Here is a 13,523-nt window from a genome sequence, read left to right on the forward strand (position 1 = left end):
GCCCGGCCGAGATCCCCCGTGTGGACGTCGGTTTCGATGTGGTGACCCCACGGCGAAACCGCACTCGGAATGACGAACACCCGGGATCGCTGGCTGCTTCCGCCTTCGTCGCCCCGCGCAGTGTGAGTTCGGCAGGCGCGTCGGGACATTCGTTGTCCCTGTGCGCGTGCGAATTCGCATCAGCCTCCCCGCGTGAGCCAACTCCACCGCAGAGTTTCGGGACGTGAGGTGCGTACTCGCACCGGGTTTTCCGCCGCAGCCCAGGTGCACGAGGGCAGTACTCGCACCGGTCGTATCGTGTTGTGCCTTGCGATGTTCGGGCCAGCCCGGGATGAGGCCCCGGCCCGGCGGTCCGAGGTCGGGACGAGTCGTGACGGGGTCGCGCCGCCCTGTGCGCTGCGGTCCGAGCCGGTCGTTCGATATGCCCACCGGAGCTGCGGTGGCCTTCGCCGAGTTCGGCTGCGGCGCGCCTGCGAGATTCGGCGAACGTGAGCCGACCCGCGAGGTCGGTTCTCTCGCCGTGGAAGCACATCCGGACTCAGCCCAGGGACAGGTGGGCGAGCTCCACGCGGTTGCTCACCCCCAGCTTGGGGAACGCCCGGTACAGGTGGTGGCCAACGGTTTTCGGGCTCAGGAGCAGCTGGGCCGCGATCTCCTTGTTCGTCGCGCCGGCGGCGGCCAGGCGGGTCACCTGCAGTTCCTGGGGAGTGAGCAGGGCGGCGAGGTTGTCGCCGGGCTCCGGCGGCGCGCCCGCACCGGCGGCCCGCAACTCCGCGCGGGCGTGCTCGGCCCACGGGACCGCGCCCAGCCGATCGAACGTGCGCAGCGCGGCGTCCAGGTGCGTGCGCGCCTCCTGCGTGCGGCGCTCGCGGCGCAGCCACTCGCCGTAGAGCAGCGCGGTGCGGGCGTGGTCGTACCGGCGATCGGCCTCGGCGTGCAGCTTCAGGGCGCGATCGAAGCTCGCGCCGTCACCGGCGACGAGTGACTGGCACCGCAGCAGCAGGCCCTCGGCCCACGGGGTATCCAGCGCGGCCGCCCAGTCCTCGATCTCGGCCAGCGCGCGAGCCGCGCGCTCGGGCCGGCGCGCACGCACCGCCGCCTCGATCAGATCGGACAGCAGATCGATCCAGTGCCCGCGAGCCTGCGCGGGCGCGTGATACAGCGCCTCGAAACGCGCCAGCGACTCGTCGTAGCGGCCCAGGCCGAGATCGAGCAGCGCCAGCGCCCATTCGCAGTGCGTGGCGTCGAGCGCGTTGACATCGCCGGTGGCCCGGCGCAGATTCCGCTCGGCCAGCTCCCGGCAGCGCTCGGTCTCACCGCGCCGCGCGGCGAGCACCGCCAGCACCGCCTCGGCCCCGGCGATCCGGGCCGGCTGACCGATGTCGGTGGCGATCCGCACCGCGGCCGTCGCGGTCACTTCGGCGTCGCAGAGCCGGCCCATGATCAGCTCGGCCGTGGCCAGGGTGCAGGCCACGGCCGGGTACCAGCCGATCATGCCGCGCTCGCGGACCAGTTCGGCCAGCGCGCTCACCTGCTCGTGCGCGATCTCCATGTCGCCGACGAGCGCGGACTGCAGCGCGAAAGCCATACGCAGGGAGATCATGTCGAGCGGCACCGAGTCCGCGAACGCGACGTTCGCGCGGATCAGCCCGATGCCGAGGCGGAGTTCACCGTCCAGCAGCGCGATACCGCCGCGCAGCGCCGAGTACGGGATGCGCACGGCGTCGACCGGAACGGTGGCCAGCAGTTCGTGCGCGGCGCGGACGCCCGCGATGTCGCCCGCGTTCCACGCGATGCGGCCCGCCTCCACCAGGTGCCAGGCCGCCCGCTGCGGATCGAGCGTCAGCACCTGATCCGCGGCCTCGAGGGTCAGCCGGTGTGCCCGGCGCAGCGAACCGAACTCGAACTCGATCAGCGCCCGGACCGCGAGCACCCGCGCCCGCTGCCCCGGATCCAGCGGCGCGTGCTCGGCCGCGCGCGCCAGCCGCAGGGCGCGGTCGGTGTACCCGGCCTCCGCGGCGGTCTCCACCGCGAGCGTCAACCGGCGGGCCCGGACCTCAGGATCCGGGGTCAGCTGCGCGGCGCGTTCCAGCGCGGCCGCCGCCGACGCGTGCCCGATCCGCTCCCGCGCCTGTTCGGCGGCGAATTCGAGTGCGGCGGCCACGGTTTCGTCCTGACCCGTGCACGCGGCGGCCAGGTGCCAGGCGCCGCGCGCCGGATCGCCGGCCAGCGCCGCGGCGAGGGCGCCGTGCACGGCGAGCCGGTCGGTGAAACTCGCGCCGTGGTAGGCCGCCGAGCGGCGCAGCGGATGCCGGAAGCACACGGACCGCCCGGATATCGCGACCATCCCCGACCGCTCCGCCGCGGCCAGCGCCGTCGCGCCGAATCCCAAGGCGTCCAACGCTCGCAGCGCCACACCCAGATCCCCGGTTTCCTCCGCCGCCACGACCAGCAGCGCCGCCCGCGCGTCGGCGGACTGCTCGGCGATCTGCCGCTGATACCCGGACCGCAGTCGCTCGGGCAGCGGCAGCGGTCCCGCGGCCCCGGCGGCCTCCGCGTCCATCGCCGGGAATTCCAAGAGCGCCAGCGGATTTCCGGCCGCCTCGCGCAGCACCCGGTCGCGCTGTTCGATCGCGAGCCCCGGCCAGTGCCCGGCAAGCAGTTCGGCGGACGCCGCCGCGTCCAGCGGCCCGAGCCGGACCTCGGGCAGCCCGCCGATCTCGAAACCCCCGCGCGCCCCGAAGATCATGACCACGCCCTCGGACCCGAGTCGCCGTGCCACGAAACGCAATACGTCCGCGGAGGGCCGATCCAGCCACTGGGCGTCGTCGATCAGGCACAACACCGGCTCCCCGGCCGAGAGCTCGGCCAGCAGCGTCAGCGTCGCGATGCCGATCAGGAAACGGTCCGCACCGTCGGCCGGGCCCAGCCCGAGGGCGCCCGCCAGCGCCCGGCGCTGCGGTCCCGGCAGCCCGTCGATGCGATCCAGTGCGGAGCCGAGCAGCAGATGCACACCCGCGAAGGGCAATTCGGATTCGCTCTCCACCCCGGAACAGCGCAGCACCCGCCGCCCGGCCGCGAGATCCGCGGCGTGGTCCAGCAGCGCGGACTTGCCCGCGCCCGCGTCGGCGGTGATGGCCAGCGCACCGCTGTGACCCTGCTCGGCGGCATCGAGCAGCGTTCGTATCTGCCGCACTTCGGGGGCACGACCGTACAGCACATGCGACAACCTATGCACCGCGGCGAGATTCGGCAATCGTTTGCGAACATTGGTATTCGCAAAAATTCGCGAGCCGGTGCGCCGAACTCGGGATTGCCGGGACGACGGCGTCGAACATCACAGGCCCGGCCGATCGCGCGGGATCGGCCGGGCCCGTGTCGCCGGCGGCGGAGCGCCGGGGTCAGTTCGCGCGTTCGGCGCGGTACCAGCGAATCAGCGCGTCGGTGGAGGAATCCGATTGCGGCTCGGGCTCTTGCGCGCTCGTCAGCAGCGGCTCCACCGCGAGGGCCTGCGCCTTGCCGAGCTCGACGCCCCACTGATCGAAGCTGTCGATGCCCCACACGGCGCCCTCCACGAACACCTGGTGCTCGTACAGCGCGATGAGCTGTCCCAGGACCGAGGGCGTGAGCTGGGGCGCCAGCACCGTGGTCGAGGGCCGGTTGCCGGGCATGACCTTGTGCGGCACCAGGTTCGGCGGCGTGCCCTCGGCCGCGATCTCCTCGGCCGTCTTGCCGAACGCCAGCACCTTGGTCTGGGCGATGAGATTGCTGAACAGAATGTCGTGCATGCTGCCGGTGCCGTCGAGGGTGGGCAGATCGTCGGTGGGCCTGGCGAATCCGATGAAATCGGCGGGCACCAGGTGCGTACCCTGGTGCAGCAGTTGATAGAACGCGTGCTGGCCGTTGGTTCCCGGTTCGCCCCAGAAGATCTCACCGGTCTGGGTCGTGACCGGTGAGCCGTCCAGGTGCACGGACTTGCCGTTGGACTCCATGGTCAACTGCTGCAGATAGGCCGGAAAGCGCGCCAGGTCATTGGAATAGGGCAGCACCGCGCGGGACTGCGCGCCGAAGAAGTTCGTGTACCAGACCCCGAGCAGGCCGAGTAGCACCGGCGCGTTCTCGCCCAGGGGCGCGGTCGCGAAATGCTCGTCCACCCGGTGCATGCCGTCGAGGAACTCGGCGAAGCGCTCCCGGCCGATCACCGTCATGATCGACAGCCCGATGGCCGAGTCGACCGAGTAGCGGCCGCCGACCCAGTCCCAGAAGCCGAACATGTTCGCGGGATCGATACCGAACTCGGCGACGCGCTGGGCGTGGGTGGAGACCGCGACGAAATGCTTCGCCACCGCCTGCTCGCCGAGCGCCGCCACCAGCCAGCGGCGGGCCGCGGTGGCGTTGGTGAGCGTCTCCAGGGTGGAGAAGGTCTTGGACGCGACGATGAACAGCGTGGTCGCCGGATCCAGCCCCGCCAGCTTCGAAACCAGGTCCGCCGGATCGACATTGGAGACGAAGCGCGCCGAGATGCCCGCGTCGGCGTAGTGCCGCAGCGCCAGGTACACCATGGCCGGACCCAGATCCGAGCCGCCGATGCCGATGTTCACCACCGTGGTGATGCGCTCACCGGTCGCACCGCGCCACTGCCCCGACCGCACCGCGTCGGTGAATTCGCCCATGCGCCCGAGGACTTCGTGCACCTGCGCGCCCGCGTCCGCGCCGTCGATCTCCATGACCTGCCCGGCCGGTACGCGCAGCGCGACGTGGCCGACCGCGCGGTCCTCGGAGACGTTGATGTGCTCGCCCGCGAACATGGCGTCCCGGTGCGCGGCGACCCCGGCCGTCTCGGCCAATTCGACCAGCAGATCGAGGGTCTCGCGGGTCACGCGGTGCTTGGAGTAGTCGATGCGCAGGTCCGCGACCTGCACGGTCAGCTCACGACCACGCTCGGGGTCCTCGGCGAAGATATCCCTGAGGTGACGGGCCGCGATGGACGCATGATGATCGTGCAGTTTCCGCCAGGCCGCCGATGCGGTGATGTCGCTGCTCACGTCCGCCGAGATTACAACCCGCCACCGCTACGCGCAGGTAACCCCGGACCAACTCGGGGCCGGGCCCGGCCCCGCGCCGGGCGCGCCGCGTCCCGGAACCACGCCGGGCACAAGCCACGCCGAGGGGTGCGAAGTCGATTCGGACCTCCCGTCGGCGGTACGGGCGCGCCTAGGCTGGTTCGCATGGTGTCGACGCGCGAACTACTCGAATCCATTCCGACCGGGCTCTGGATAGGAGGATCGGTCGAAGCCACCGGCGGTGCGACGTTCCCGGTCCATGATCCGGCCACCGGCGAGACCCTGCTCGAGGTCGCCGACGCCACCCCGGAAGACGCGGTCCGCGCGCTCGACGCGGCCGTCGCGGCGCAGGCCGACTGGGCCGCCACCCCGGCGCGCGCCCGCGGGGAGATCCTGCGCGCGGTGTTCGAGGCCATCACCGCCCGGGCCGAGGATTTCGCCCTGCTCATGACCTTGGAAATGGGCAAGGCGCTGCCCGAGAGCCGCAACGAGGTGCGCTACGGCGCCGAGTTCTTCCGCTGGTTCAGCGAGGAGGCCACCCGCGTGCACGGCCGGTATCAGTCCGCGCCCGGCGGCACCGGCCGCATTCTCGTGCACAAGCAGCCGGTGGGCCCGTGCCTGGCCATCACGCCGTGGAACTTCCCGCTGGCCATGGGCACCCGCAAGATCGGCCCGGCGCTGGCGGCCGGCTGCACGATGATCGTGAAGCCGGCGGGGGAGACCCCGCTCACCATGCTGCTGCTGGCCCGGCTGTGCCACGAGGCCGGGCTGCCCGCCGGCGTGCTGTCGGTCATCACGACCAGTCGTTCCAGTGCCGTCACCGCGCCGCTGCTGAACGATCCGCGCCTGCGCAAGCTCACCTTCACCGGCTCCACCCCGGTCGGTAAGAAGCTCGTTGAGCAGTCCGCGCACGGCCTGCTGCGCACGTCCATGGAACTCGGCGGCAACGCGCCCTTCGTGGTGTTCGACGACGCCGACATCGACGCCGCGGTCCAGAACGCCGTCCTGGCCAAACTGCGCAACGGTGGTGAGGCGTGCACCGCCGCCAACCGCTTCCACGTGCAGAACTCCGTCCGCCCCGAGTTCACCCGAAAGCTGGTGGCGGCCATGGCCGAATACAAGCTCGGGCCCGGCACCGACCCGGACACCACCCTCGGCCCGCTCATCAACGAGGATCAGCTCGACACCGTCTCCGAACTGGTCGACGACGCCGTGGCTGCGGGCGCCCGAGTCGAATTGGGCGGCAAGGCGCCCGGCGGCCCCGGCTGGTTCTACCCCGCGACGGTGCTCACCGACCTACCCCCGAATGCGCGCATCCTGCGCGAGGAGGTCTTCGGCCCGGTCGCCCCGATCGTCGGTTTCGACACCGAGGAGGAGGGCCTGGCCGCTGCAAACAACACCGAATTCGGCCTGGTGGCATACGTTTTCACCCAGAATCTGGACCGTGCGCTGCGGATCGCGGAGGGCCTCGAGACCGGCATGGTCGGGGTGAACCGCGGCGTCATCTCCGATCCGGCCGCGCCCTTCGGCGGGGTCAAGGAATCCGGCTTCGGCCGCGAGGGTGGTTTCGAGGGCATCGAGGAGTACCTGAACACCAAGTACATCGCCCTGCCCTGACGTACATCAGGCGCGGGCGGTCCGGGAAATGAAGAACCGCCCCGGGGTAAGACACCCGGGGCGGCCTCTGGAAAGCGTTACCCGTTCGCACGAGCGCCGCGTGGTCTGTGTGGTGGCCGTCGTCCGGCACCGCACGTTGTATCGGGTCGAGCCCTACCGCGCGTTACCACCCATCGAAAAAAGTCGCCGACGGTTGTTTCACGTGTCCGTTCGCCCCCGCCCCGCAGTTCGCGGCCCGCCCGGTTCTGGACTGAGTGGAGCGGGGGAGCGAAGCGGAGGAGCGGAGGGAGGGAAGAACCGGGCCAAAGGGGCCGCGAACCCGCCGTAGCGGAGCGGAGGCAGAGAACTCAGTGGCCGAGGCGGCCGCGGCCGAGGCGGAGCAGGAGCATCGCCAGCGTGTGGCCTTCCTGGCCGAGCTCGCTGAAGCGCTCGAGCACCTTCATCTCGCGCGAGTGCACGAGCTTGGGCCCGCCGTTGGCCATGCGGGTGCGGCCGATGATCCGCGACACTTCGGTGCGGCGTTTGATGGCGGCCAGGATCTCGGCGTCGAGTCTGTCGATTTCCTTGCGCAGCTTGTCGATCTCCGCCTCGGAGGGCAGGGTCCCGGTCGCCTCGAGGTCCTCGGGCAACGCCTCAGCGGGCAGGGCGGCCTCCGCCCCGGTAGCAGGCTCGGATTGTCCCGTCGTCGAGATGCTCATACTTCACTCCTCGTGGTCCAGAACGTCGATCGGTGGGCGGCCCCGACCCGTTACCGATCGGTCCTACAACCAAAAAATCAGACTTATGGGCCTCTATTGTCCCCCCGGCGGCGGGCTCAGTCGCGGGCTGTCACCTGGGCGCCGGTCATGGGTCAGTCTGCCATGTGCCAGGTACAAACCAAAACAGGTTCATTTGTGAATCTCCTGAGTGTTTGTGGGGTTTGTGGGACCGCCCACCGCACCGTGCGAAGACTGCGGACCGGCACTTATCGGACACCTCGGACGCCGGACTGTTCACCTGTCGGTGCCCGCCGGTAGCGTGGATGGGCGATGAAGACGACGGTGGCACAGGACGAGCAGAAGACCGAGCAGTTGCTCGAAGGGCTGAACCCACAACAGCGCGCCGCGGTGACCCACACCGGCTCCCCGTTGCTGATCGTGGCGGGCGCCGGATCCGGAAAAACAGCCGTTCTGACCCGCCGCATCGCCTATCTTCTCGCCGGCGGCGCGCGACCCGGCGAAATCCTGGCGATCACCTTCACCAACAAGGCCGCCGCCGAGATGCGCGAACGCGTCACCGGGCTCGTCGGCCCGCGCGCGGCCGGGATGTGGGTGTCCACCTTCCACTCCAGCTGCGTCCGCATCCTGCGCACCCAGGCCGGGCTGGTCGGCGGGCTCAACTCCAACTTCTCGATCTACGACGCCGACGACTCGCGGCGGCTGCTCGCGATGGTCAGCCGGGACTTCGAGATCGACGCCAAGAAGTACACCCCGCGCCTGCTCGCCACCGCCATCTCCAACCTCAAGAACGAGCTCATCGATCCGGACAAGGCCGAGGCCGACGCCGCGACCGACGACACCGAGCTCCCCAAACTCGTCGCCCGCGTCTACGGCGAGTACCAGCGCCGGCTGCGCGCGGCCAACGCCCTGGACTTCGACGACCTCATCGGCGAAACGGTCTCGCTGCTGCAGCGGCACCCGCAGGTGGCCGAGTACTACCGGCGGCGCTTCCGGCACATCATGGTCGACGAGTACCAGGACACGAACCACGCGCAGTACGTGCTGGTGCGCGAACTGGTCGGGTACCACCTGCCGAAGGACTCCGAGGACCGCGTGCCGCCCAGCGAGCTGGTCGTGGTCGGTGACGCGGATCAGTCCATCTACGCCTTCCGCGGCGCGACCATCCGCAACATCGAGGAGTTCGAGCGCGATTTCCCCGACGCGGAAACCATTCTGCTGGAACAGAACTACCGCTCCACCCAGCACATCCTGACCGCTGCCAATGCCGTCATCGCGCGCAACGAGAACCGCCGCGAGAAGAAGCTGTGGACCGATCAGGGCGACGGCGATCTGATCGTCGGATACGTCGCGGACAACGAACACGACGAGGCCTCGTTCGTGGCGCGCGAGATCGACCGGCTGGTCGACTCGGGTGACGCCAACTACAACGACGTCGCGGTCTTCTACCGCACCAACAACAACTCCCGCGCGCTGGAGGAGATCTTCATCCGCATGGGGCTGCCCTACAAGGTGGTCGGCGGCGTGCGGTTCTACGAGCGCAAGGAGGTCCGCGACATCGTGGCCTACCTGCGCGTGCTGGAGAACCCGGACGACGCGGTGAGCCTGCGCCGGGTGCTCAACACGCCCCGCCGCGGCATCGGCGATCGCGCCGAAGCCTGCGTGGCCGTGCACGCCGAGCAGCGCAACATCGGTTTCGCCCAGGCCCTGCGCGACGCCGCCGACAACAAGGTGGCCCTGCTCAACACCCGCGCTCAGCGCGCCATCGCGGGCTTCCTGGACCTGCTGGACGAGATCCGCGCCGCGGGCGTGCAGGAGAACCTCGACTTCCCCGATGTCGGCAACGTGGTCCAGGCCGTGCTCGACCGCACGGGGTACCGCGCCGAACTCGAGGCGTCCGACGACCCGCAGGACGGCGCGCGGCTGGACAACCTGAACGAGTTGGTCAGCGTCGCGCGCGAATTCAGCTCCGAGGCGCGCAACAACGTCGAGGCGTCCATCGCCGAGGGCATCATTCTCGAACCCGCCGAGGGCGAGCCGGAGCCGGGTTCACTGGCCGCGTTCCTGGAACGGGTCTCGCTGGTCGCCGACAGCGATCAGATCCCGGACGAGGGCACCGGCGTGGTCACGATGATGACCCTGCACACCGCCAAGGGGCTCGAGTTCCCGGTCGTCTTCGTCACCGGCTGGGAGGACGGCCAGTTCCCGCACATGCGCGCGCTGGGCGATCCGACCGAACTCGCCGAGGAGCGGCGGCTGGCGTACGTCGGCATCACCCGCGCCCGCCAGCGGCTGTACCTGTCCCGCGCGGTCATCCGCTCGGGCTGGGGCCAGCCCGTATCGAACCCGCAGTCCCGCTTCCTGGACGAGATTCCGCAGCACCTGCTGGACTGGCAGCGCCTCGAACCCACCCCCTCCCAGTCCCAGCGCGGCCTGCGCCGCCGCGAGGAGAGCTCGGGTTTCGACCGCGACTGGACCAGCCGCGAGAGCTGGAACGAGCCCCGCCCCGGCATCCGCGGCGACCGCCGCCCCGCGCCGTCGAGCACCCCCGCGGGCAAGCGCAACAACACCGGCCTGGTCCTGGCGGTCGGCGACCGCGTCAGCGACGACAAGTACGGCATGGGCAAGGTCGTCGCCGCCGAGGGCTTCGGCTCCCTGGCGACCGTGACGATCGACTTCGGCACCTCCGGCAAGGTCCGCCTGATCCCCCAGTACAGCCGCACCCTCACCAAGCTCTGAATGAGTTATCCGCTCCCGCACGGGAGTCGAATCAGTACAACTGATCTCGCGAGGATCGGGGTAACTCCCGGGGTACGCCCGAAATCGGGTGCGCACCCGACCGCACTACGCGAATTGGACAGCGCACGGCTCTCGGCTGTGCGCTGAGTATTCGGGGAGGCGGGACAGCACAACTGATTTCGTGAGGGTCGGGGTAACTCCCGGGGGACGCCCGAAATCGGGTGTGCACCTGACCGCACCACGCGAATGGAACAGCGCACGGCTCTAAGCCGTGCGCTGAATATCCGGAGAGGCGGGACCGCTAGTCTCTTTGGACACCCAGGGAGATGCCGCGGGACGCGAGCCACGGCAGGGGGTCGATCTTGTCGGAGCCGTTGAGCCAGACCTCGAAGTGGCAGTGCGGGCCGGTGGAGAAGCCGCGGTTGCCGATCGTGGCGATCTGATCGCCCGCCATGACGCGCTGGCCCTGCGAGACGGTGGCGGTATCGATGTGGCCGTAGATGGTCACGGTGCCGTCGTCGTGCAGCAGGCGAACCCACATGCCGAAACCCGACGCGGGACCGGCCTCGATGACCGTGCCGTCCGCCACCGCGTAGAGCGGCGTGCCGATCGGCGCGGCGATATCGACGCCGGTGTGCTGCACACCCCAGCGCTGACCGAAACCGGAGGTGTAGTTACCCGCAGCGAAGAACTTCGCGAAGATCGGGCGCAGTTTCGCGGCCTCGGCCTCGGCCAGATCCGCGGCGTACTGCGCGCCCTTGGCGAGGATGTCGTTGAACTGATCGATTCCGGCCGGGGCGCCCGAAGCGAGCACCTGCGGGGAACCGCTGGCCGCCTCGACCAGACCGCCGTCCAGGGTCTCGTTCGAGGAGATCTCCCGGACCTGCGCGGCCGCTTGGTAATCCACGGTTTCCACGGCGGGGGAGGACACCGAGTCCATCCCGGCCTGGCCGGCCGCCACGACCGCGCCGGCGGCCACGGCCACCACGGCGGCGCGGCCCTTGAGCGCGGCGGGCGGTGCGGGCAGTCGATGCGCGCCGGCGGCGCGGCGGCGGCCGCCGGAGCGGGTGGGCCGGGCGGCGGCGGAATCGTCTTCGGGCTCTTGCTGATCGACGCGCGCGCCGTCGCCGGAGAATTCGAGCCGGGCGCCGGAGGCGGTGCGGAAGCTGTAGACCGGGCGGTGTTCACCGGAGGGGGCCGGGTCGGCGTCGTCCCAGGCGGACTGCCGCTGCGGGGCCCATTCGCCCGCGTCGGGCGCGTTCCAGGTGTCGGCGGGCGCGCCCTGCCAGTCGGAATGCGGTTCGTCCCAGGCGGATTGGTCTGCGGCGCCGGAGTTCCAGGCGGACTGTTCGTCCCAGGCGGCGGCGTTCTCCCAGCGGGGCTGGGCGTTCCACTCCGATTGGGCGGCCTGCCAGGTGGGCTGCGGCTGCCGATCGGCGGGCTCACCCCAACTCTCGGCGGCGTTCCAGGAGTCGGCGCCGGAGTTCCAGGCGTTCGCACCGGAATTCCAGTCTCCGGCGGGGGCGGCCCAGGACTCCCGGGACCCCCAATCGCCGTGCGAGACCTGCGTGGGGGTGGGCTGTGGCGCCTCGTAAGCGTTGTCGGCGTCCTCGCGGTATCGATGGCCGTGTTTGGCCCGATGGCGCGTGGTGAAGGAATCCGCGCTCATCGGCGCTGGTCCGGGATGTGCCGCGATGCTGACGGAGTGCCTGCGGAGCGGAGCTCTACCTGCGGAGCGCTGTGCTGCGTCAAGCCTGCCGTCCTCCTGTCGTGACCGGGTTGTGACATCGACCGCATCGACGGTAACGAAACGATTGCGGGTCAGCAAGCGATGGACATGGTTCGACGCACCGGTGTGACATTCATCACTCTAGGTGGCGGAATTTCCTCACTGTGCCCGGGGTAACCCAGTGAGCCGCGGCCACTACATTTTGTAGTAGCCGATACCGGTCTCCGGGATTCGCGGGCCTTACCTGGCGGACCGTCAACAAGCTACCGGCGAGTAGCAATTTCGTGCGGTTTTACGGGAGCGGAGACAGCACCGTGACCTGCGCCACTTAGGCTGTATGCGGCTGATTTCGGCTCCGTTCGACTGATTAGAGTCCGACCCGACCCACTGGCCTCGAGCGATCTGCAAGCAGTCGCAAGGGCCGACCGCGGGACGCCAACACAGACGTTGTCACCACAACGCAGACGAGACGGTGAGTACATGGATCTCTTCGAATATCAGGCGAAGGAACTCTTCGTGAAGCACGGAGTGCCTTCGTCGGAGGGCCGCGTCGCGGACACGGCCGAGGAAGCGCGTGCGATCGCCGAAGAAATCGGCAAGCCGGTCATGATCAAGTCCCAGGTCAAGGTCGGCGGCCGCGGCAAGGCCGGTGGCGTGAAGTACGCCGCCACCGCCGACGACGCGTTCACCCACGCGACCAACATCCTGGGCCTGGACATCAAGGGTCACGTCACCAAGAAGGTCCTGGTCGCCGAGGCCAAGGACATCGCGGAGGAGTACTACATCTCCTTCCTGCTCGATCGTTCCAACCGCAGCTACCTGGCCATGTGCTCGGTCGAGGGCGGCATGGAGATCGAAGAGGTCGCCGCGAACACCCCCGAGCGCCTGGCCAAGGTGCCCGTCGACGCCGTCAAGGGCGTCGACCTCGCCTTCGCGCGCTCGATCGCCGAGCAGGGCCACCTGCCCGCCGACGTGCTCGACGCCGCGGCCGTGACCATCCAGAAGCTGTGGGAGGTCTTCATCGGTGAAGACGCCACCCTGGTCGAGGTCAACCCGCTGGTGCGCACCCCCGACAACGAGATCCTGGCCCTGGACGGCAAGGTCACCCTCGACGCGAACGCCGAGTTCCGCCACGCGGACCACGCGGCCTTCGCCGACATCGAGGCCACCGACCCGCTCGAGCTCAAGGCCAAGGAGAACGACCTCAACTACGTCAAGCTCGACGGTGAGGTCGGCATCATCGGCAACGGCGCCGGTCTGGTCATGTCGACCCTGGACGTCGTCGCCTACGCCGGTGAGAACCACAACGGCGTGAAGCCCGCCAACTTCCTCGACATCGGTGGCGGCGCCTCGGCCGCCGTCATGGCCGCCGGTCTCGACGTCATCCTGGGCGACGCCCAGGTCAAGTCCGTGTTCGTGAACGTCTTCGGCGGCATCACCGCCTGTGACGCGGTCGCGAACGGCATCGTGGGCGCGCTGGAGACCCTGGGCGCCGAGGCCAACAAGCCGCTGGTCGTCCGTCTCGACGGCAACAAGGTCGAAGAGGGCCGCAAGATCCTCGCCGACTTCAACCACCCCCTGGTCACCCTCGCCCAGACCATGGACGAAGGCGCCGACAAGGCCGCCGAGCTGGCTGCGGCCAAGTAAGGACACGAACCA

The 13,523-nt window shown here is 69.7% G+C and carries 7 protein-coding genes; 3 read left to right on the forward strand and 4 right to left on the reverse strand.

The window, feature by feature from the left end; translation table 11 throughout:
* Nucleotides 1–538 precede the first annotated feature (538 nt).
* Both ACWIGI_RS08665 and pgi read right to left on the reverse strand, forming a co-directional pair.
* On the reverse strand, nt 539–3,220 hold the full coding sequence (locus ACWIGI_RS08665; RefSeq protein WP_454201730.1) for an AAA family ATPase: 2,682 nt from the start codon (nt 3,218–3,220) through the stop codon (nt 539–541).
* Between the two features lie 181 nt (nt 3,221–3,401).
* The gene (pgi, locus tag ACWIGI_RS08670) at nt 3,402–5,045 is read right to left on the reverse strand and encodes a glucose-6-phosphate isomerase (protein ID WP_454201731.1); all 1,644 of its coding nucleotides are present in this window, start codon (nt 5,043–5,045) and stop codon (nt 3,402–3,404) included.
* A 183-nt stretch (nt 5,046–5,228) separates the two neighbouring features.
* Here pgi and ACWIGI_RS08675 point away from each other — a divergent pair, with 183 nt between their 5' ends.
* Nucleotides 5,229–6,680 carry an NAD-dependent succinate-semialdehyde dehydrogenase gene (locus ACWIGI_RS08675; RefSeq protein ID WP_454201732.1) on the forward strand — a complete coding sequence of 484 codons (1,452 nt, stop codon included), beginning with the start codon at nt 5,229–5,231 and terminating at the stop codon, nt 6,678–6,680.
* Nucleotides 6,681–7,027: 347 nt separating this feature from the next.
* Here ACWIGI_RS08675 and ACWIGI_RS08680 read toward each other — a convergent pair whose 3' ends face one another.
* Nucleotides 7,028–7,378 (reverse strand): chorismate mutase, encoded by a 351-nt coding sequence (locus ACWIGI_RS08680; protein WP_454201733.1) that lies wholly within the window; start codon nt 7,376–7,378, stop codon nt 7,028–7,030.
* 330 nt (nt 7,379–7,708) lie between these two features.
* Between ACWIGI_RS08680 and pcrA the strand changes: the two genes are divergently transcribed.
* On the forward strand, nt 7,709–10,135 hold the full coding sequence (gene pcrA / locus ACWIGI_RS08685) for a DNA helicase PcrA (protein WP_454201734.1): 2,427 nt from the start codon (nt 7,709–7,711) through the stop codon (nt 10,133–10,135).
* A gap of 301 nt (nt 10,136–10,436) precedes the next feature.
* Here pcrA and ACWIGI_RS08690 read toward each other — a convergent pair whose 3' ends face one another.
* The gene (locus tag ACWIGI_RS08690; protein WP_454201735.1) at nt 10,437–11,804 is read right to left on the reverse strand and encodes a peptidoglycan DD-metalloendopeptidase family protein; all 1,368 of its coding nucleotides are present in this window, start codon (nt 11,802–11,804) and stop codon (nt 10,437–10,439) included.
* Nucleotides 11,805–12,344: 540 nt separating this feature from the next.
* Between ACWIGI_RS08690 and sucC the strand changes: the two genes are divergently transcribed.
* Nucleotides 12,345–13,511: an ADP-forming succinate--CoA ligase subunit beta gene (gene sucC / locus ACWIGI_RS08695; protein WP_454201736.1), complete on the forward strand. Its 1,167-nt coding sequence runs from the start codon at nt 12,345–12,347 to the stop codon at nt 13,509–13,511.
* Nucleotides 13,512–13,523: the final 12 nt, after the last annotated feature.

This window comes from Nocardia sp. NPDC055321 (assembly GCF_053645575.1).

Excerpts from the sequence above, each read along its gene's own strand:
- ACWIGI_RS08675 (WP_454201732.1), top strand. The coding sequence starts at position 5,229 with ATGGTGTCGACGCGCGAACTACTCGAATCCATTCCGACCGGGCTCTGG.
- ACWIGI_RS08680 (WP_454201733.1), bottom strand. The coding sequence starts at position 7,378 with ATGAGCATCTCGACGACGGGACAATCCGAGCCTGCTACCGGGGCGGAG.
- pcrA (WP_454201734.1), top strand. The coding sequence starts at position 7,709 with ATGAAGACGACGGTGGCACAGGACGAGCAGAAGACCGAGCAGTTGCTC.
- sucC (WP_454201736.1), top strand. The coding sequence starts at position 12,345 with ATGGATCTCTTCGAATATCAGGCGAAGGAACTCTTCGTGAAGCACGGA.
- ACWIGI_RS08690 (WP_454201735.1), bottom strand. The coding sequence starts at position 11,804 with ATGAGCGCGGATTCCTTCACCACGCGCCATCGGGCCAAACACGGCCAT.